Source organism: Gammaproteobacteria bacterium (assembly GCA_016716465.1).
Taxonomy (GTDB): domain Bacteria; phylum Pseudomonadota; class Gammaproteobacteria; order SZUA-140; family SZUA-140; genus JADJWH01.
Window position 1 is genome coordinate 1,053,235 of record JADJWH010000001.1, and the last position, 19,075, is coordinate 1,072,309.

Consider the following 19,075-nt stretch of genomic DNA (forward strand, 5'->3'; position numbering starts at 1 on the left):
GCGGTCAGCCTCCCTCGCTTTTCTTCTTGTCGGCGGCCACGGAGGCGTTGATCAGCGAGACCAGACGGGCCCCGTCTTCCTGTGACTCGTCGTACACGAAGTGCAGCTGCGGCATCACGCGCAGCACGAGGCGCCGGCCGAGCTCATGGCGCAGGAACGCGCCCGCGCGATTGAGCGCCTTGAGCGTCTCTCCGGCGGAACTCTGTTCACCGCCGAGCACGGTCACGTATACCTTCGCGTGGGACAGGTCCTGCGATACCTTGACATGGGCCACCGTCACCATGCCGAGCCGGGGATCCTTCACTTCCTGCTGGATCAGTACGGCGAGTTCGCGCCGGATCTGCTCGCCGATACGCAATGTGCGGCTGTATTCTTTCGACATAGTGTTCGGCCCGCAACTACCGTTGCGGCGGATTACAGCTGCCGCCTCACCTCGACTCTCTCGTAGACCTCGATCTGATCGCCGACCCTGACATCGTTGTAATTACGCACGCCGATACCGCATTCGGTGCCGGCCTTGACCTCGTTGACGTCATCCTTGAAGCGGCGCAACGACTCGAGCTCGCCCTCGTAGATGACCACGTTGTCGCGCAGGACACGGATCGGATTGCTGCGGCGCACCACGCCCTCGACGACGAGACAACCCGCGATGGCGCCGAACTTGGGCGACTTGAACACGTCGCGCACCTCGGCCAGACCGATGATCTGTTCCCTGAACTCCGGCGACAGCATGCCGGAGAGCGCCTGCTTCACTTCCTCGATCACGTTGTAGATGATGCTGTGGTAGCGCAGGTCGATGCCGTTTTCCTCGGCCAGACGCCGCGCCACGCTGTCGGCGCGCACGTTGAATCCGATAACGACCGCGTTCGAGGCCAGCGCCAGATTCATATCGGACTCGGTTATGCCACCGACGCCGTCCGAAATGATATTGACGGCTACTTCCTCGCCGGACAGCTGCGTAAGCGCATCCTTCAACGCCTCGACCGAACCCTGCACATCGGCCTTGATCACGATGTTGAGCGTCGGGGTGCCTTCCTTGCCCGTGAACAGGTCTTCCAGCTTGGTCGCCTTGCGCGCGGCCAGCTTGACGTCCCGATACCTGCCCTGGCGATGCAGCGCGACCTCGCGCGCGCGCCGCTCATCGGCCACCACCACCATGTCGTCGCCCGCGTTCGGCGTTCCGGAAAGACCCAGCACGACCACCGGCATGGAAGGACCGGCGGCGTCCACCGGTTTGCCGCTCTCATCGAGCATCGCCCGTACACGACCGTACTCGGTGCCGGTAAGGATCACATCGCCCTTGCGCAGGGTGCCGTTCTGAACCAGGATCGTGGCGACCGGCCCGCGCCCCTTGTCGAGGCTGGACTCGATCACGGTGCCGGCCGCGGCGCGCTCCGGCACCGCCTTGAGCTCCATCACCTCGGCCTGCAGCAGGATCGCCTCCAGCACGTCATCGACGCCCAGTCCGGTCTTGGCGGAAACCTGGGTAAATATGGTATCGCCGCCCCAGTCTTCCGGAATGATCTCCTGCGCGGCGAGTTCGTGCCTGACGCGATCCGGGTCCGCGTCCGGCTTGTCGATCTTGTTGATGGCGACGACGATCGGCACCTTGGCGGCTTTGGCGTGCTTGATCGCCTCCAGGGTCTGCGGCTTGACGCCGTCATCGGCGGCCACGATCAGCACCACGATGTCGGTGATCCTGGCGCCGCGCGCGCGCATCGCGGTGAAGGCGGCGTGACCGGGGGTATCGAGGAAGGTAATGACGCCGCGATCGGTCTCCACATGGTAGGCGCCGATGTGCTGGGTGATCCCACCGGCCTCGCCGGCGGCCACCTTGGTGCGACGGATGTAGTCGAGCAGCGAGGTCTTGCCGTGGTCGACGTGCCCCATGATGGTGACGATGGGGGGACGCGGGGTCTCCTCACCTTCATCCTCATGATCGCGCTCGAGCACCTGCTCCTCGATCGCGTTCTCCTGCAGCAACTGCACCTTGTGGCCCATCTCCTCGACCACCACCGCCGCCGTTTCCTGATCGACTACCTGGTTGATGGTCACCATGCTGCCCATGGTCATCATCGCCTTGATGACCTCGGCCGCCTTCACCGACATTTTCTGCGCCAGCTCGGCCACCGTGATCGTCTCGGGGATGGTCACCACGCGGACGATAGGCTGGGTCGGTTTCTCAAAGCCGTGCCGCGGCGTATTGAACGACGCGGTTTTCATCTTGGTCTTCTTCTTGCGCCGAGCGCCGCCCGGCGCCGCGCTGACATGCAGCTCCTCGCGGCCGTATTTGGTCCCGCGTTCGTCGCGTTTCTTGCGGCGCTTCCCTTTCTTGTCGCCGGACTCCTCCGTCTCGGCTGCGGGCGCGGCAGGACGCGCCCCATCCACCGGCTTTGCTTCCACGGTGGACGGAACCACGATGATGTCGGGCACCAGTTCGCGCACCGGCTCGACGATGACCGGCGGGGCGGCTTCCACGACCGGCGCCGGCACCTCGACCTGCGCCTGCTCCGCCGGCGGCGCCATCGGCTGTTCCTCAACGGCCGGCTCGGCTCCCTCGGGCGGCAATTCGCCGCGCATGGCGTAGGTGCGTTTGCGCCGGTATTCGACGTTCACCTTGCGCGTCTGCGGCTTGGCGCGTCCGTGCGTCGGCGTAGTCAGCTTGAGCTCGCCGACCGTCTTGCGCCGCAGCGTGATCTTCTTCGGTTCGCTCTTGTCGCTGTCCTTGCCATGCGAGTTGCGCAGATGGGTCAACAGCTCCATCTTGTCCTTGTCGCTGATGGTCTGATCCGCGTCCGTGATCGGCAACCCTGCCTCGCCCAGTTGCAGGATCAGACGATCGACCGGGATGCCGACCACTTCCGCCAGTTGTCTTACTGTCACGTCCGCCATGAAGTTGAATGCTTCCGTTTCGGTTCTCTATATCGATCGAAGAGTAAAATATCAGCTTTGCTGCTCTTCCGCGGCAAACCAGGGGCGCGCGCGGCCATGATCAGCTCGCGTGCCTGCCCCTCTTCGATGCCCTCGATCTCGAGCAGGTCGTCGACCGATTGCTCGGCGAGATCCTCCTGGGTCACGATCCCCTGGCCGCCAGCTTGTGCGCCAGCTCCGCATCCATGCCATCCAGCGCGAGCAGGTCCTCCGCCGGCTCCCGTCCGTCCGTGTCTTCTTCGTTCGCAATGGCGCGCGTCAGCAGCACGTCGCGCGCCCGGGCGCGCAGCTCCTGCACGATGTCCTCGTCGAACTCCTCGATCTCGATCAATTCCTTGGTGGGCACATAGGCGATTTCCTCGATGCTCGAGAAACCTTCCTGCACGAAGATGGAGGCGATCTCCTCGTCCACGTCCAGCTGCTCCATGAACAGCTGCTTGAGCGCGTTCGCCTCTGCCTCGCTCTTCTCCTCGGCCTGCTGCTCGGTCATGATGTTCAGCTCCCATCCGGTCAACTGGCTGGCCAGCCGCACGTTCTGGCCGCCGCGGCCGATCGCCTGCGACAGGTGCTCCTCCTTGACCGCCAGATCCATGCTGCCCGACTCCTCGTCCACCACGATGGACTCAACCTCGGCGGGCGACATGGCATTGATCACGAACTGGGCCGGATTCTCATCCCACAGGATGATATCGATACGCTCGCCCGCCAGTTCGTTGGAGACGCTCTGCACGCGCGAGCCGCGCATGCCGACGCAGGCGCCCACCGGATCGATACGCTCGTCATGGGCCTTGACCGCGATCTTGGCGCGCGAGCCGGGGTCACGCGCCGCGCTCACGATCTCGATCAAACCTTCTCCCACCTCGGGGACCTCGAGCTTGAACAGCTCGATGAGCAGTTCGGGCGCGGTACGACTGACGTGCAGCTGCGGGCCGCGTGATTCGGGCCGCACCGCCTTCAGGTACACGCGCAGGCGGTCACCCGGCCGGACGGATTCACGCGGAATGATATCCTCGCGGGATAGCTGGGCCTCGGCATTGGCGCCGACATCGATCACAATACTGCCACGATCGGCCCGCTTCACCACCCCGGTAAGCAGTTCGCCCACCCGGTCATGATACTGTTCGACGATATGGGCGCGCTCTGCCTCGCGCACCTTCTGAATGATCACCTGTTTGGCGGTCTGGGCGGCGATGCGGCCGAAGGCCACGGATTCGATCGGTTCTTCAATGAAGTCGCCGACCTTGACATCGGGATTCACGTCCACCGCATCATCCAGGCGGATCTGGGCATCGGGATTCTCCATGACCACGGAATCTTCCACCACCTGCCAGCGGCGGAACGTCTCGTAATCGCCCGTATCGCGATTGATGGAAACCCGCACGTCGACATCCTCGGTGTAGCGCTTCTTGGTGGCGGCCGCCAGCGCCGACTCGATCGCGCCAACGATAACGTCCCTGCCGATGCCGCGTTCATTGGACACCGCGTCCACGACCATCAGAATTTCTTTACTCATCTCTGTTGCCTCTGCCTGATCATTACTACATATCAGATGTCGGGGACCAGACGCGCCCGATCGATATCCCGCAATGGGAGCTCGATTTCGCGGCCGTCGACTTCCAGCACCACCTGCGCGCCACGCAAGCCCATCAACAATCCCTTGAAATTACGCTGCCCGTTCAACGCCGCATGCAGGCGCAAACGAACCTCTCTGCCCCGAAAACGCTCGAAGTCGCGCGCACCTTCCAGCGGCCGGTCCAGCCCTGGCGAGGATACCTCCAGCAGGTAATGGCCTGCGATGGGATCCTCAACGTCGAGCACACCGCTGATCTGATGACTCACCCGTTCGCAGTCATCGACCGTAACACCGTCCTGCTTGTCGATGTACACGCGCAGCGTCTGGTTGTTGCCCTGCGGGAAATACTCCACGGCGACCAATTCGCAGCCATGCAGCGCCACCGCCGGCTCCAGCAGCTGCCGTAATCGCGCGGTAATTTCCATGCCCATGCATCAACCCTGCTAAAAACAAAAATGGGCCCATAGGCCCACTTCAATTCCCCCGCCCGGTGCCAGAACGGCATCGGCTGCCTGTGTAGACCGGAAACCGCTGCTACAGTTCCCGCCCCGTTGGTGCGCAGCGCAAGTCATAGACTACGGCGGACCGGCTCCGGTGGGTGCCATATTATAGGAATATGACTTTTGTTTTTCAACAAACACTTAACTCCATGATATACAACCATGATCGCTTCAATGGGCCGCCATGGATCCAGCGCGCTCACTTCCGGATTCCCTGAACCTCAGGCCGGCGGCGAAGCGGTTCAGAAAGCGGTCCGGCGGAGTTGAGCTCAGAACATCGATCGAATTCGCGGGTATGCTCCGCCTGAGCATCGACTCGGCCGCCCAGCTTCCGGCGAGAGCCGCTATCGCGAATCTACACCTCGCGGCAACATCGACCCGTGGCGGGGTGTATCTGCCCAAATAAACATGGAACGTGTGCGGTTACCCCTCGGGGACGGGGACTGGAAATTTATAAATGAGAAATGTTTGCGTTTAAGAACAGGGCGCACCGATCCTTGCAGGCAAGGGAATTGGTGAAGTTTGCAGAGTGATAGCGGTCTATCCCGAGGTGGCGATATCGGTTTCCAGAGGTGCGCCAGCGGGCGACACCAATATCTTGTCAACACGATGCCCGTCCATGTCGATGACCTCAAACCGGTAGTTGTCCAGAACGAAATGTTCGCCTGCGGAGGGAACACGACCGAATTGGTGCAGCATCAGTCCGGCCAAGGTATGAAACGATGCGCCCTGGGTTAACGAATGCAGTCCGAGCAGATCGCGCGCCTCGTCGACGGGTAAGCCGCCGTCGAGCAGCCATGAACCGTCCTCCCGGCGGACGACCAGCGGTTCGCCCTCGTCCGCGCTTTCGGCGAGCTCACCCGCGATCGCCGTCATAATATCTGTCGGGGTTACCAATCCCTGGATCTCACCATATTCATCCACCACAACAGCCATCCGCACTTCGTTCCCACGCAGTTGTTCCAGGGCGTTCAACGCACTGATATTCTCATGAACAAACAGCGGTTGCCGCAGCACTTCCCGCACATCGAGCGCCTGCCCGGCGAGCCTCCGCTCCAGCAGATCGCGCATCTGGACGACGCCCACGACATCATCGAGCTCACCCCGGCTGACCAGGAACCGGTTGTATGTACTGTCTCGCAGCAACTGACGGATATCCTGCTCCGTCGATTCGATATCGATCCATACGATCTCGACTCGCGGCGTCATCAAGGCCTGGATGGGGCGATCGGCGAGACGCATCACACCGCGAATCATGTTTCCCTCGGCGCGCTCGACCACACCTGTGTCGGCCGCCTCGGAAATCAGGGATCTGATCTCTTCATCGGTAATCTTGTTCGCCGCCACGGCATGGCGGCCCAGAATCCGGAGCACGAAACGGGTGGACGCATCCAGCACGACCACGATCGGCGTAAAGATCGTGGCAAGCAGCTTCATGGGTGGAGCCACCAGGGATGCGATACGCTCCGCATTCGCCAGTGCGATCCGCTTCGGCACCAGCTCGCCCAGGATCAGGGAAAAATAGGTAATCCCCGCGACGACGACCGCCAACGCCAGGATATCGCTGACCGATACGAACCCGGGAAATTGCGCCAGCCACCCCGAAAGCGAGGCCGTCAGGGTCTTTTCTCCATAGGCGCCGGCAAAGATCCCGATCATGGTGATGCCAATCTGGACCGTGGACAGAAACGGACCGGGAGACTCGGAGAGGTTCAGTGCACTGCGCGCGGTTTTGCTGCCCGCCTCCGCCAGGGCCTTAAGGCGGGCACGGCGCGAGGAGATCACTGCGAGTTCGGACATGGCGAAAAAGCCATTGAGCAGGATCAGCAGCAGGATGACGATCAGTTCCCAGGGAAACGTCATGAACCGATCAGACCACAGGCTCTGTGAATGGGGCGCGGAGTCGCTCGGACCAAACCGCAGTGTTGCCGCTTAATGCCGTGTTACGGCACATGCCAAAAGAAAGACGCTGAAGCTGCATGGTTGCATTGTTGTCAGGCCTTTTCACCTGGCCCGGCGCGATAACCCGTGGCGAATCCCTTGATAAATCCGTTCACAGAATCACGCGCCCTGGTGACTGCCCATATCCCCAAAGCGACAAGCACGAGAAAAATCGCGCTCCGGGACCCCAGAGCTTCATACAAGCCGTAAGCGATCGCGCCAACGACTGCCGTGATCATACCAACCATCAGCAGGTAACCTACGACCGTGGATACCAGATCGAAATTGGTCACCAGGAACAGGATCAGCAACACTGCCAGCAGAACTGGAAAGAAATATTCCATATGTGTATCACGTCTCCGGATATTACCCACGTGAATCTCATTATGAATAAAGCCAGGCATCCATGTCCATAAACCCTATGAAATCACTTGAAAATATTCCCATCAACCGATGGCTTCACGGTACAGCGCCCGTCATCAGACCAGCACAACCAAGTAAATATCTGGATTGAACAGCATCCTGCTCATTCGAGATCTTGAAGAAAGCGTGACCGTCATCACACGTCGTACTGTTACGTGTCAGCCTTTCTTCCCACATTGAAACGTTTCCGGATCGTGTGCAAAAAGCTCCTGTTTTCACAACAATTATTTGGGGCGTCGAACTAATAATTTCGCACGAGATGCCGCTACATCTAGCTGAGAAACATGTGTGCGTACACATACAGGAGAGCATCTCAATGAAGAAAATTACAGCAATAACCATGGCATCCGCGGCCACCTTGTTCGTGGGCGGTGCAGCCATGGCGGCTCCCATCGGGGATATGACGCATGGACGGTTTCCAGGTGGAACAATCACGGCGACCTGTCCGGCCGGATACACCTGCACCAGCCTGGACGCCACCGGCAACGGAATCCTGCAGCAGCGGGTCACCGACAATGCCGACACCACTGTCGCCTACTTTCGCACCATCGTGACCGATGAAGGCGCCAGCGCAAGTGACCTGGCGGCCGTTCAGTCACTGGGCTTCAGGAGCGAAGGCATGATCGGGGCGCAGGACGGTTCCGGCGACTATGTCAACCGCAGCATCATCAAGGCCGGCACCCAGATCGGTAACGATGCGATGTCGACCATGGCCGAAATCGGCTCAGGCACCCTGATCGGCATCGCTGCGTTTATCGCCGATCAGGAACAGGGATTGGGCGCGACCACGCGCAGCATGGACTGGCACTTCCATGAAGGTGCTACCACCTATCTGGAACTGAATCACTTTTCGACCGGCGGAACCGCCGGCGGCGGCACGGGCAATGAAGGCACCATCACTGTCCGGCGCGCGGGCCTGCTTTCCGCGGGCGGCACCCTGACTCTCGATCCGGGCGGGTCACAGGAACAGACCCTCGCCTATGCGGCCGGTAATGCCGTCACGGCAGTTTGGCTGACGCAGGCCGCCTCGGGTATCGGCAGCCAGTTCGATCGTACCCTGGGCCTGCAGCGCTACACCGTGGTCACTACGACGGGTCAGGCGCAGAAAACCAATGCCGGAGGCACCTCGGTGACGGCAAGCAATGCGGATGGTAATGGCAATTTTGTGGTCGACATCTCTGGCGGTGCGAGCGCGGAGATCAGTGGAACACAGTTCGGATGGAACACGGCGCTGTTCGGCACGCAGCCACAGGAGTATTTCACCAACTCCATCAGCAGCGGGTTGCTTGCGCCGCCCGCTCGGGCACCTACGCCAACGACTACATCCTGCCCTAACGGCACACCGAACATCGCATTGCGATAGGAGAAAACATGAATTACAAGTATCTTCTCAAGGCGGCAACGGCAACGATGGGGGGTCTTTTTGTCTCGAGCGCTGCCCTGGCCGGTGCCGCGATTCTACATGACGGCCCGCTCGCCTTCGACCAATACTCTGTCACCAACGGCGTCGTCACCGACACCTCGACCGAGTGCTCGACCACCTGGACCTGTGTGACGCTCGACGCCACCAGCCCGGGGATGTTCATGCAGCAGGTGACCGACCCCGGCAGCGGGGTTTCGTTCATCCGCACCATCACGGTGGAAGAGAATGCCAACGGAACCCCGGCCGCGGGCCTGGCGTTCTGGCAGGAAACCGAGACCTTCGCCAGCGGCGTCAACACCAATAACGTCGCGGTCAGTCAGGGCATCGTGGATGGCGGCATGGACTTCAGGATGAAACTCTTCGAGGCCGCCTTCAAGAACGGCGGCGATCTCACCATCCCCACCAGCGGCGGTGGCGGCGCCGACCTGTACATGAACCAGCAGGTCGCGAGCCAGACCTTCCAGCAGGATGGCGTGAATGGTAACGCGCGCCAGCGCATCGACCAGAACCTTGGCGTTGCGGCGGTTGGCAAATTCACCTACGCCTCGATCGATGGCGCGGCGTTCATGCCGACCACCAGTGGAACCCTGGGCGGTACGATCATGCCGGCTCTGGCCTATGCCTCGACCGACGGACTTAGCGTGGTGTGGATCGGCGCGGATATGCCGGGCAACGCCGCGGCAAGCGCGCGTCAGTTCGGGTACCAGAAGTACACCAACTGGGGCTCGGTGGCCGTGACGGCCCCCGGCACCAATGCTGCAGCGGGCACCTCGACCTACATGGCGCTGGGTTCCGCCGCCTCATTCACCGACAATGGTTCGTGGGACTGGGATACCGCCCTCTGGGATCTGGGCGCGGCGCCATCGGGTCCCTGATATAACACCGAAGGGAGCTACAGGGACGTAACTCGGGAGAAGCGGTCGGTTCCGTCTGGAAATTCAGCGGAACCGGCCGTCATGCTCTCAACGGCAGACCCAGATCAACACGGTAGCCAATTTTTTCCATGGAGTCGGCTGTCATTTCCGAGAGTTCCGCGCGCAATTGCCGCGTGATTTCCTCACCCCCCATCTCGATCGACCCCGACCGGAAGAATCCGGGATTTTTCGAGGTAGATCGCATACGGCCAATGTCTGTTTCCGACGCGATTTTTTCGAGTATCGCGTCGCCGGTGTCTGCACCCAGAAAAGAAAAAATCCCGCGCAGGGCTTCGATGCGGCGGGTCACCAGATCTTCATAGCGAAGCATGTACACATTATCGCGCCCTTCCGAAAAGGCGCGCCAGCGATCGACATTCTGAATGAAGAGATGCGCCGACTGGCGCAGCCAGCCCGCCAGATCGCCGCACTGGGTCAGTAACTCGCTGTGACGCGGATCATTCTCCTCCCGCGCCAGACGCAGGTTGTGATGCCAGGCTGACAGTCCTTGGTCGATGGGATTCCGGAAGATCGCGATAAAACGGGGCTGGTCGAACAGATTGTTGAAGAAGTCGAGGTTGGCGATGATATTGTTGTCGTTGGCCCCGATGATAGGCTTGCCCTTGGCCGCCTCGCGCATCATGGTCTCAAGCGCCGAGCGAAAAACGGCATTGACGCTTTCACCTCCTACCAGGGCCGCTCCCTGCCCGCCCGTGCGTCGGTCGTACAGCTGCAGTACCTTGTTGAATTCACCGAAAACCCATTTGAGCCCTTCATAGAGGGAACGGCAATCATACTCGGACGGACAGGAAACCTGAGGGTGCAAATTCAGTGCGCGCTGCAACAGCGTCGTCCCCGACTTGGCGGGACCAAAACAGAAAAACAGTTGGGTATTTTGTGATTGGCTTTTCAATATCCCGACCACACAACTGATATGAACTATTTTGAAATTTATATTACATTTGCGCTGTAACTTATTACCTGACGACAGAAATCACTGCAAGGTTCCATATTTTAACCAGCCCAAGATATCGATCAAGCTAAATTGTCCACCGGGCACATCACCCCATCCATAACCAGTATGAGCCTATAAATTATTCTCATGGATCTGGGTAGGCCTTGGACGACCTTACCACTGAAAACTCTTCATCGGATGAAGGATCCACATTGAGGGCATTCTCCGGCGCACACCATCGCGTATTGAAAAATAAACTTCATAAGTAGCGGGAAAATCGCAGGCTAATACGGCCGAAAAACTCCGGCACCAGGGTCAAGACAGATGCCTCGACATACGTGAAGAAATTTGGCGACAAAACCGGTATTCCACTTCCGGGCACGGAGCGATGACACAAGCTGGAAAAACAACGGAGGAATCCAGAACAAACAGGGGTGGTCGCGAGACTCGATTTTGCGTTACGAACACGAGCAGTTTGTACGTACCCCACCGCATCAAGTATCAATACTTGATATGGATATAAGCAGTACACAAGGGGTAGTCAAAACTGTCCATCTCAGCTAAAAGCCGACGCTTCTAACTTTCTCCCGCGTACCACGTAGCCGAAGATTTTTGGAGGTACAGTACCTTAAGCACTATTCTTCAGCCTCGCCATTTCCCTTCGAGTATCCGATGGAACGCATTAATGTATCGCGTTTCATTTTTATATCCGCGACCCCGATGCATCCCTGATGCTTCCTTGTGCCTCTTGTACGGTTTCGTGCGCAGTGCCGCAACCGAGTTCATGGAGGGTAGCTTTGCGCACACTGAGTATCTTGACTTCAAATTGCAGGGTTTTACCTGCCAGCTCATGATTGGTGTCCAGAACAACCTCATCTTGATCGAACTCAATCACCGTAACCATGCGCCTGCCGCCTTCGGTCATGATGTCAACACGGTTACCGATGACAAGCTCATCGTTGCTAAAGTCTTCGCGGGATAATACTGTGCGACGGTTTTCATCCCATAGTCCATAGGCATCCTCGGGGCTCAGCGTCACACTGAATGAATCTCCCGCCTTTTTACCTTCCAACACCTTTTCCAGACCCGCAGCAACTGCTCTATGACCATGTAGATATCTGTAAGGATAAAGGTTTTGGTCGAGCTATATTCAGTGCCATCGATGTCAGTCATCGTGAAATCAATTGCGACAGCACAATCCTGGGAGATTTCCATATATCCTCCTCACAGAGCTGATCGCTAATCCCGCAACACAGCGCCGAGCCGTACCAACACGATATATTGACTACTATGATGCCACCACCTCAAAGCAGCTCGATTTTGATATCAATGAGAGTGCCGTGAGAGTGGCGCTTTATTAACCGCCCGACGGTCGGCTGTTACAACCATGCGGGGGGTTAAGACCCGCCGCCGATGGCAGTTTACACAAATTCTAATCCCCTATTTTTTTAAAGTATTTCGATACGGCGACCGAATTAATGGGTAGCTGCTCGTTTCTCCTGCGAGCCGGCAAAATGATGGCTGTAGTCCCGCCTTCCACTACCGCCATTAGTTGACCCACGGACGGGTCTCTTTTCCGATCGAGATTTCGAAACCCGTCTGCGGCAATATCTGAATTATATGGCCAGCATCTCGGCCTGCTGCTGAATCTCCAGGCTGTGCTTCCTGCACATCCGCATGACACACACCCCAGAACATTATCACCCTATGTGGTTGTGTGCGTGCTAGTGGCGCAAAACCCATCACCGGCTGCCCCCATTCGCGGGCGACCCTCAACAGCATGCTATCGTGTGCCTGGCGACAAACTCGGGTGACGGCTGAGAAACATTCAAGCTTAACTCACACTCTGTAGACACTTCGCCTTGCTCGGAGTGACAGTCAATCGTCGATCGCCCTGGAGGGCTAATCTAGAAGTGTCTAAATCCCATTAGCATTGCTTTCTGCTTCGCAATGGCTTTCACGAAAGCGACTTCATAGGCATAGTTATATGCGCATTGCGCGAAAAATTCCCGGGTAAGTAAGTTTGAAGGGGTCCACGCGGTATTGGCTCTGATTTGAACCCATCGTGCAACTCTTTCGGCAATATCATTTGCCCGCTTGCGATCAATCCCCGCTGCGATTTCTTCACTACTGATGGCGATAGACATCGTCATAAACACACCCCCTGTGTGAACACCAATCTCTTTCTTCGACATGCTAATAATAAAAATGTTTCACGATCAAGAGTCGTTAAATAACGACAAGCGTCAAATTAGCGACGCCCGGGTGTTCGGGCTATCTGTCATCATGTGGTCCTACGCCTTGCATAAATGCCTTGATCCTGCTGTAGCAGTTGGTTTCGTAATTTATACATTGGAGAATCAGTACAAATTCCTCTTTATTGATATCCCGTCATGTGCATGGTGCATTGCCGCAGTATGGCGGCAACCTTTTCCAGCGAGAACGTCTTCTTCGGCATGACCTCCTTCTTTCCAAATGTGTGATTTTGCTTCTATCAACCTGCATCAGAGACCGCCGGGCAGATTATTGTGCCCCGACCGCTGACCAGCACTAATACGAAGACCGATCGTCGAGATATAACCATCCCTCGTTGAGTCTCGTCGCAAACGACGCGCCACAGACACGTCGCGAGATCCGTCGTATGTGAACGACTGTTACGGTCAAACGGTAGCAACATCTGTATGCGATAGCGTGACTGAACTGACGCTTTCTGTCCGCATGAACAGTTCTTAAGAAACTTTTAAGCATCGAACGGGAAAGAAACATTTCGTCCCGCGTCAAATAGCCCACGCTCGCTGCGATATTTCCCGTGATATCCGCCGTGAATCTTTTCACAAAGGTTCTATTAAGCGTCAGTTAAGCGTTACGTTGGAACCGTTTACGAGAGTGATCGTCATAACATGCGTAATGCCTGAATGTTCTCGTCTACGTGAATAAGGTAGCGAAAGCGCAAGGTGTGGCAATACATCAATCAAACTTGAGGATGACAACCATGACTAAGAACACGAGCATCAACCAGAGCAATACTCAGCGCATCAGTTTTCTGGCTGTGAGCCTGACGCTTATTACGGTGCCCCTGCTATCCAGCGGCGTGTTGGGCTGGGAAGTGATCCTGCCCCTGATCGCGATCTATCCCGGCATCGCGGCCATCACCGGCTGGGATCCGGTCAAGGCCATCGTTTCGGCCCTGGCGGGACAATCCACCGGCCATAACGAGAAACTGGCGCATCAGAATTGATGCTCCCTGGTTTCCGAACGCAAGCTTAACGAACAGACGAGGATTACTGACATGACGAATCTATCACGTACCAATCAGGGCGGCATCCAGCGCATCGCCCTGCTGATCGTAAGTATCGCGCTGATCGCCGTGACGCTGCAGTCTAGCGGGCCGATGGGATGGATGGTGATGCTTCCGTTCCTGGCGATCTATTTCGGGATCTCGACCTTCACCGGCTGGGATCCGATCAAGGCCGTGTTCACGGCGTTGATGGACCAGGGGATTGCGGGGCGCAAGACGCTGGCACATCAGGGCTGATGGGCACCCGACATTACAGCGCATGTGCGGTGACGTGATTCCCTATCAACTCCGAGCTGACCGATCTTTTGGTCCAGGTAGACAGGAAGCTTATTACCTTGCGGTCTGATCGTTGCCATACCCATCAGCACTGACTGTGGATTACCTGCTGTCATTCCTGTGTCGTGGGCTCATCGATCAACCGACTGGACCCCGGGGTACAGAGATCGGGAACGACACACAAATGCAGCCGCTGCTGAGCCGTGCCGATGTATGTAATGTCTGTATGTAATGTCGGTGACCTGCCTGGTGTTCGTCGGCGCATCGGCGCTAAAGTCGCGGGCCAGGTGATTCACGACGGCCGCAGGGCGCTGGTCGGACAGCTTCTTTCTACAGCGCCACCGCTTCCCGCTCAAATTCCTGGTCGCATCCTGTGCATCAGGATGACATACCGATCATTTGTTGGCTGCCATCAAGCGAGGCATAGTAACCGCCGGTACTAAGGTGGAGTTAGAACGACCAGAAGCCGAGCGGGCTCGGTTACATAGCAGGACACCATATCCCAGGACAAGCTGGTACGGCCCGCTGCCGCGTGTCAGGGATACCTAATAACACATGGTGCAAGCCAGCCGGGATAAGCCTCGGGGATGTATAACGGGCAAGCCCAGCGGTGCGTAATCTGGTGTGGGGTGCGATGCGTATGGTGCCGGAGTTGTATGAGCTGGTCGCGGAACTGCGCGGCGACTATGCAGGCATGCTTAAGCTGGCGACTGCTGGAGGAAACTACAAACAACAAGGAAAACAGCAAGATATATAATGTGGTAGCGGGGGCTGGATTTGAACCAACGACCTTCGGGTTATGAGCCCGACGAGCTACCAGGCTGCTCCACCCCGCACCTGAACTTTAAGGGTGCCTATGGTACAGAACCCGGGCTCCCTAAGCAAGCTGCCGCCCTCATGGAGCCTGCTGGCTCTCCAGGACGACAAAGGCCACCGCGTACTGGGCCTCGTCGGAAATGGAGACATGGCTTTGGCAGATTTGCGCCTCGCGGCACAGGGTTGCGGCCTGCCCGCTGTAGGCGAGACGGGGTTTCCCGCGGTCGTCGTGCTCCACACGGATCTGCCGCAGCCGGACCCCGGCGCTCAAGCCCGTGCCAAGCGCCTTGGCCACCGCCTCCTTGACGGCGAATCGTTTGGCCAGAAAACGCGCGGGATGAATAATCCCCTGGTACTGCTCATACTCATGCTCACCAAGGATCCGCCGTGCGAAGCGGTCACCGTAGCGATCAAGGTTGGCCTGCATGCGCGCGACGGAGACGATATCCGTTCCAATGCCGTGGATCACCGGCGCGCCTCAACCATCAGCCGTTTCATTTCACGTACCGACTCACCCAGGCCGGTAAATAACGCGCGCGCCACGATGGCATGCCCGATATTCAGTTCGCGTATACCGGGGATGGCCGCGATCGGCGCGACGTTGTGATAATTCAGCCCGTGCCCGGCATTGACCTGGAGACCTGCCGCCAGACCGGCATCGACCGCCCGTCGTATCCGCTCCAGCTCCTCCCGCGCGGCGCGCGGACCGGCGGCATCGGCATAGTGTCCGGTATGAATTTCAATTGCGGGCGCGCCCGCGCGTGCCGCCGCCTCGATCTGGGCCAGTTCGGCGTCGACGAACAGGGATACGATGCATCCGGCAGCGGCCAGGCGCTCACAGGCGACCTTGATCCTCGCCTCTTGTCCCGCGACGTCGAGACCGCCCTCGGTAGTCAGTTCCGCGCGCCGCTCCGGCACCAGGCAGCAGTTGTGCGGGCGGATGCGTTCGGCATACGCCAGCATTTCCGCCGTCACCGCCATCTCCAGATTCATGCGCGTCTGCAGGATGTCCCGCAGCATTTCCACGTCGCGCTCCTGGATATGGCGCCGGTCCTCACGCAGATGCAGTGTGATGCAATCGGCACCGGCCTGCTCCGACTCGATGGCCGCCTGAACCGGGTCGGGATAACGCGTGCCACGCGACTGCCGCAGCGTCGCGACATGATCGATATTCACGCCCAGCAGGATGTCCTGATCCCGCGCCGTCATAGGCGGCCCTCATCTTTCATCATCGGTTCCACATTTGCTTCCATCCGCCCGCCCCGCCGGAACAGCTTCCGGCTAGCCAACGGCTTCCCACCTAGCCTTCCATCCAGGACCGTCCTCATCAGGCGCTTCACCTCGGACAGCTGCACGGGATCACACAGCTCCCCCCGCGCCAGGGCCAGCAGGCTGCCGCCATGCAGTCGCACCGGCCGTGCGCGCGCGACATACTCCTCTGCGCCCGTCTCCGCCACCCTGGAACCCGCAGCATCCGCACGGACCGGTCCGCGCTCGGGATAATAATCATACACGCCCTCGGGCCGGATCGGCTCGCCTCCCAGGATCTCGCGATCGAGCACGAGGCCATAACCCAGCTCGCGCAGCAGCGTCAGCTCGAACATGCGCAGGATCGCCTGTTCCGCGGACGCGTGGAGCCCGGGCGCGGCCAACCCCCGCAGCGCCGATTCATAGACGGCGAAGAGCGTAGGATGCGGGTCATGGCGATGCAGCAGTCGCATCAGCAATTCGTTCATGTAGAACCCGCTGATGAGCGCGCGCCCACGCGGACCCTCGCCGGCGCGGCTTTCCACCGCGGTCAGGGTACCCAGCTCCCCGCGCATGGACCAGCTTGCATACAGGGACTGGAACGGCTGCAGCAGCCCATGCAGACGCGACTTCGGGCGCCGCGCCCCGCGGGCGATGAGCGCGAGACGGCCGTATCCGGCGGCGAGTATTTCCAGCAGAAGACTGCTGTCGCGATAGGGTCGGTGGTGAAGCACATACGCCGGCTCCAGCACGGCCCTGCCATAGGCGGCGCCCGCCAGGGCCGTTGACACGACCGCCTCAGTCGCCATACCCCAGGCTGCGCAGGGCGCGCTCGTCGTCGGACCACTTTTCCTTCACCTTGACCCACAGCTGGAGGTACACCTTGACGCCGAACAGGCGCTCCATCTCCTGGCGGGCCTGCGTACCGATCTGTTTCAGCATATGGCCCTGTCTGCCGATGACGATCGCCTTCTGCGCATCACGCTCGACCCAGATCACCGCGCCTATCGTCGTCAGTTCCGGACCTTCCTTGAATTCCTCGATCTCGACCGTGACCGCATAGGGAAGCTCGTCGCCGAGCAGGCGCGTCAGTTTTTCCCGCACCAGCTCGGCGGCAAGAAAACGCTCGCTGCGGTCAGTCACCTGTTCCTCCGGGAAGAACGGCGGCGACTCCGGCAACAGCCGCCGGACCTCCTCCTCCAGCACCTCCGTCTGGGTTCCCCGCGTCGCGCAAACGGGAACGATCGCGGCGAAGTCCCGCTTTTCCTTCATCCGGGCGATATATGGCAGCAGCTGTTCCTTGTCCTTGAGCCGGTCGACCTTGTTCAGCACCAGAATGACGGGGACATCCGCCGACGCCAGCAGGCCGAGCACGTGCTCGTCCTCTTCCTCCCACTTCAGGCACTCGACCACGAACAGCACGACGTCGACGTCGGCGACCGCGGCCGTGGCCGTGCGGTTCATCACGCGATTGATCGCATGGCGTACACCGCGATGCAGTCCGGGCGTGTCGATATAAATGGCCTGAACCGTGGGCGTCGTCTTGATGCCCAGAATCCGATGCCGGGTGGTCTGCGGCTTGCGCGACGTGATAGTGATCTTCTGACCCAGGATCCGGTTCAACAATGTGGACTTGCCGACGTTCGGCCGCCCCACGATGGCGACATAACCGCAGCGATGCATCTCAGGACGACTCCTGTAACAGTTGCAGGGCCTTCCCGGCGGCGTCCTGTTCAGCCCTGCGACGGCTGTTTCCCTCGCCCGAGAGCGCCTCATCCAGGCCGGTCACCCGGCATTCGACGCGGAACAACTGGGCATGATCCTGCCCCTCCACGGTCATGACCCGGTATTCCGGCAACGGCATCCGGCGCGCCTGCAGATATTCCTGCAGGCGCGTCTTCGGATCCTTGGTGGCCTGATCCGGAGATACCGCCTCGATCTCCTCGCCCAGCACCGTCCGCACCAGCTGGCGGGCAGCATCGAGCCCGGACTCCAGGTAGGCCGCCCCGATCAGCGCCTCGAGCGCGCCGGCGAGAATGGAATCGCGGCGGTAACCCCCGCTCTTCAACTCCCCCGGCCCCAGCAGCAATTCTTCCCCCAGATCGAGGTTACGCGCCCGGCGCGCGAGCACCTCGCCGTTGACGAGATTGGCGCGCAGGCGGCTCAGCGCCCCCTCATCCTGGCGGGGAAAGCGCGCGTACAGAATCTCGGCGATGATCAGGCTCAGGGCGGCGTCTCCCAGAAACTCCAGGCGCTCATTATTGGGGCTGCCGTAACTTCGATGGGTCAATGCCATCAGCAGCAGATCCTCGCGGGCACACGGGTATCCGAGCCGTCGGCACAGCTTGTCGTGGGAGGGATTCAATTGCCAGCGAGTGTCACGCTGTCTTCAAAGGACAGCAACAGGCTGACATTGCCATAGAACGGTTCCTGCACCTCATACTGGACGGTGACCGTCTTCGAGCCGGCATCGCTCCTGATACTGATATCGTTCTCCGTCACGTGACTCACATTGTTGATTTCCAGTCGTTTCAGCAACCGGGAACGCAACTCGCCGACGGCCAGCCCCTGTGACTCCTCCTCCGCCAGTGACTGCAGCGATGAGGTGACGCTGAAATGCTCCAGATACACGGGGGTGAGCTTGATCCCGATGTAGGCGAAAAATCCGATCACCGCCAGCACTATCAACAGGCTGAGAAACGTCATTCCTTCCTGCTTATTCCCGCACCGTCTCATATCCGGACCTCCCTGAGAGATTGCCCCATACGCGCCCCAAG

The 19,075-nt window shown here is 59.4% G+C and carries 19 protein-coding genes, 1 tRNA gene and 1 pseudogene; 5 read left to right on the forward strand and 16 right to left on the reverse strand.

All coding sequences use genetic code 11. The features are described 5' to 3' along the window. Positions 1 to 4: 4 nt before the first annotated feature. The 6 genes and pseudogenes from rbfA to IPM20_05025 all read right to left on the reverse strand — a co-directional run bounded on the left by rbfA (position 5) and on the right by IPM20_05025 (position 7,289). Complete coding sequence (gene rbfA / locus IPM20_05000) at positions 5 to 382, reverse strand: 30S ribosome-binding factor RbfA (GenBank protein ID MBK9130986.1); 378 nt, start codon at positions 380 to 382, stop codon at positions 5 to 7. A gap of 32 nt (positions 383 to 414) precedes the next feature. Next, entirely contained in the window at positions 415 to 2,892 is a 2,478-nt protein-coding gene (gene infB / locus IPM20_05005; protein MBK9130987.1) for a translation initiation factor IF-2, read from the reverse strand. Beyond that, positions 2,880 to 4,444, reverse strand: a pseudogene (gene nusA / locus IPM20_05010) (transcription termination/antitermination protein NusA). Before nusA ends, infB begins: the two are co-directional and overlap by 13 nt. Before the next feature lie 32 nt (positions 4,445 to 4,476). Beyond that, a complete protein-coding gene (rimP, locus tag IPM20_05015) occupies positions 4,477 to 4,929 on the reverse strand; it encodes a ribosome maturation factor RimP (GenBank protein MBK9130988.1) in 453 nt (150 codons plus the stop codon). Between the two features lie 615 nt (positions 4,930 to 5,544). Beyond that, positions 5,545 to 6,867, reverse strand: a complete 1,323-nt coding sequence (locus tag IPM20_05020; GenBank protein ID MBK9130989.1) for an HlyC/CorC family transporter — start codon at positions 6,865 to 6,867, stop codon at positions 5,545 to 5,547. A gap of 131 nt (positions 6,868 to 6,998) precedes the next feature. Continuing rightward, on the reverse strand, positions 6,999 to 7,289 hold the full coding sequence (locus IPM20_05025; protein ID MBK9130990.1) for a hypothetical protein: 291 nt from the start codon (positions 7,287 to 7,289) through the stop codon (positions 6,999 to 7,001). Between the two features lie 395 nt (positions 7,290 to 7,684). Between IPM20_05025 and IPM20_05030 the strand changes: the two genes are divergently transcribed. Further along, the gene (locus IPM20_05030; GenBank protein MBK9130991.1) at positions 7,685 to 8,731 is read left to right on the forward strand and encodes a hypothetical protein; all 1,047 of its coding nucleotides are present in this window, start codon (positions 7,685 to 7,687) and stop codon (positions 8,729 to 8,731) included. 8 nt (positions 8,732 to 8,739) lie between these two features. Continuing rightward, the gene (locus tag IPM20_05035; GenBank protein MBK9130992.1) at positions 8,740 to 9,666 is read left to right on the forward strand and encodes a hypothetical protein; all 927 of its coding nucleotides are present in this window, start codon (positions 8,740 to 8,742) and stop codon (positions 9,664 to 9,666) included. A gap of 79 nt (positions 9,667 to 9,745) precedes the next feature. On the opposite strand, the gene IPM20_05040 is transcribed toward IPM20_05035, so the two are convergent. From IPM20_05040 to IPM20_05050, 3 genes are all read right to left on the reverse strand, one after another. Next, positions 9,746 to 10,630, reverse strand: a complete 885-nt coding sequence (locus IPM20_05040) for a sulfotransferase (protein ID MBK9130993.1) — start codon at positions 10,628 to 10,630, stop codon at positions 9,746 to 9,748. A gap of 733 nt (positions 10,631 to 11,363) precedes the next feature. After that, positions 11,364 to 11,744, reverse strand: a complete 381-nt coding sequence (locus tag IPM20_05045; GenBank protein ID MBK9130994.1) for a peptidylprolyl isomerase — start codon at positions 11,742 to 11,744, stop codon at positions 11,364 to 11,366. 823 nt (positions 11,745 to 12,567) lie between these two features. Next, positions 12,568 to 12,813: a hypothetical protein gene (locus tag IPM20_05050; protein ID MBK9130995.1), complete on the reverse strand. Its 246-nt coding sequence runs from the start codon at positions 12,811 to 12,813 to the stop codon at positions 12,568 to 12,570. A gap of 839 nt (positions 12,814 to 13,652) precedes the next feature. Here IPM20_05050 and IPM20_05055 point away from each other — a divergent pair. From IPM20_05055 to IPM20_05065, 3 genes are all read left to right on the forward strand, one after another. Next, positions 13,653 to 13,898, forward strand: coding sequence for a hypothetical protein (locus IPM20_05055; protein MBK9130996.1), 246 nt, complete (start codon positions 13,653 to 13,655; stop codon positions 13,896 to 13,898). A gap of 51 nt (positions 13,899 to 13,949) precedes the next feature. Then, on the forward strand, positions 13,950 to 14,195 hold the full coding sequence (locus tag IPM20_05060) for a hypothetical protein (protein ID MBK9130997.1): 246 nt from the start codon (positions 13,950 to 13,952) through the stop codon (positions 14,193 to 14,195). Between the two features lie 649 nt (positions 14,196 to 14,844). Beyond that, a complete protein-coding gene (locus IPM20_05065) occupies positions 14,845 to 14,991 on the forward strand; it encodes a hypothetical protein (protein ID MBK9130998.1) in 147 nt (48 codons plus the stop codon). A gap of 2 nt (positions 14,992 to 14,993) precedes the next feature. Here the strand turns inward: IPM20_05065 and IPM20_05070 are convergent. The 7 genes from IPM20_05070 to IPM20_05100 form a co-directional block, all read right to left on the reverse strand. After that, positions 14,994 to 15,070 (reverse strand) — tRNA-Met (locus IPM20_05070). Positions 15,071 to 15,129: 59 nt separating this feature from the next. Beyond that, positions 15,130 to 15,519 carry a holo-ACP synthase gene (locus IPM20_05075; GenBank protein ID MBK9130999.1) on the reverse strand — a complete coding sequence of 130 codons (390 nt, stop codon included), beginning with the start codon at positions 15,517 to 15,519 and terminating at the stop codon, positions 15,130 to 15,132. After that, a complete protein-coding gene (gene pdxJ / locus IPM20_05080; GenBank protein MBK9131000.1) occupies positions 15,516 to 16,259 on the reverse strand; it encodes a pyridoxine 5'-phosphate synthase in 744 nt (247 codons plus the stop codon). Before pdxJ ends, IPM20_05075 begins: the two co-directional genes overlap by 4 nt. Continuing rightward, positions 16,256 to 17,107, reverse strand: coding sequence for a DNA repair protein RecO (gene recO, locus IPM20_05085; protein ID MBK9131001.1), 852 nt, complete (start codon positions 17,105 to 17,107; stop codon positions 16,256 to 16,258). The genes pdxJ and recO overlap by 4 nt, the downstream gene beginning before the upstream one ends. After that, complete coding sequence (gene era, locus IPM20_05090; protein MBK9131002.1) at positions 17,097 to 17,981, reverse strand: GTPase Era; 885 nt, start codon at positions 17,979 to 17,981, stop codon at positions 17,097 to 17,099. The genes recO and era overlap by 11 nt, the downstream gene beginning before the upstream one ends. Position 17,982: 1 nt before the next feature. After that, the gene (gene rnc, locus IPM20_05095; protein MBK9131003.1) at positions 17,983 to 18,663 is read right to left on the reverse strand and encodes a ribonuclease III; all 681 of its coding nucleotides are present in this window, start codon (positions 18,661 to 18,663) and stop codon (positions 17,983 to 17,985) included. Next, positions 18,660 to 19,004, reverse strand: coding sequence for a DUF4845 domain-containing protein (locus IPM20_05100; protein MBK9131004.1), 345 nt, complete (start codon positions 19,002 to 19,004; stop codon positions 18,660 to 18,662). The genes rnc and IPM20_05100 overlap by 4 nt, the downstream gene beginning before the upstream one ends. Positions 19,005 to 19,075 lie beyond the last annotated feature (71 nt).

Bases quoted from the DNA above. Each gene is read 5' to 3' on its own strand.
- IPM20_05020 (MBK9130989.1), bottom strand. From the start codon at position 6,867: ATGACGTTTCCCTGGGAACTGATCGTCATCCTGCTGCTGATCCTGCTC.
- rimP (MBK9130988.1), bottom strand. From the start codon at position 4,929: ATGGAAATTACCGCGCGATTACGGCAGCTGCTGGAGCCGGCGGTGGCG.
- IPM20_05030 (MBK9130991.1), top strand. From the start codon at position 7,685: ATGAAGAAAATTACAGCAATAACCATGGCATCCGCGGCCACCTTGTTC.
- IPM20_05055 (MBK9130996.1), top strand. From the start codon at position 13,653: ATGACTAAGAACACGAGCATCAACCAGAGCAATACTCAGCGCATCAGT.
- pdxJ (MBK9131000.1), bottom strand. From the start codon at position 16,259: ATGACGGCGCGGGATCAGGACATCCTGCTGGGCGTGAATATCGATCAT.
- rbfA (MBK9130986.1), bottom strand. From the start codon at position 382: ATGTCGAAAGAATACAGCCGCACATTGCGTATCGGCGAGCAGATCCGG.
- IPM20_05050 (MBK9130995.1), bottom strand. From the start codon at position 12,813: ATGACGATGTCTATCGCCATCAGTAGTGAAGAAATCGCAGCGGGGATT.
- IPM20_05035 (MBK9130992.1), top strand. From the start codon at position 8,740: ATGAATTACAAGTATCTTCTCAAGGCGGCAACGGCAACGATGGGGGGT.
- recO (MBK9131001.1), bottom strand. From the start codon at position 17,107: ATGGCGACTGAGGCGGTCGTGTCAACGGCCCTGGCGGGCGCCGCCTAT.
- IPM20_05060 (MBK9130997.1), top strand. From the start codon at position 13,950: ATGACGAATCTATCACGTACCAATCAGGGCGGCATCCAGCGCATCGCC.
- infB (MBK9130987.1), bottom strand. From the start codon at position 2,892: ATGGCGGACGTGACAGTAAGACAACTGGCGGAAGTGGTCGGCATCCCG.
- era (MBK9131002.1), bottom strand. From the start codon at position 17,981: ATGCATCGCTGCGGTTATGTCGCCATCGTGGGGCGGCCGAACGTCGGC.
- IPM20_05025 (MBK9130990.1), bottom strand. From the start codon at position 7,289: ATGGAATATTTCTTTCCAGTTCTGCTGGCAGTGTTGCTGATCCTGTTC.
- IPM20_05100 (MBK9131004.1), bottom strand. From the start codon at position 19,004: ATGACGTTTCTCAGCCTGTTGATAGTGCTGGCGGTGATCGGATTTTTC.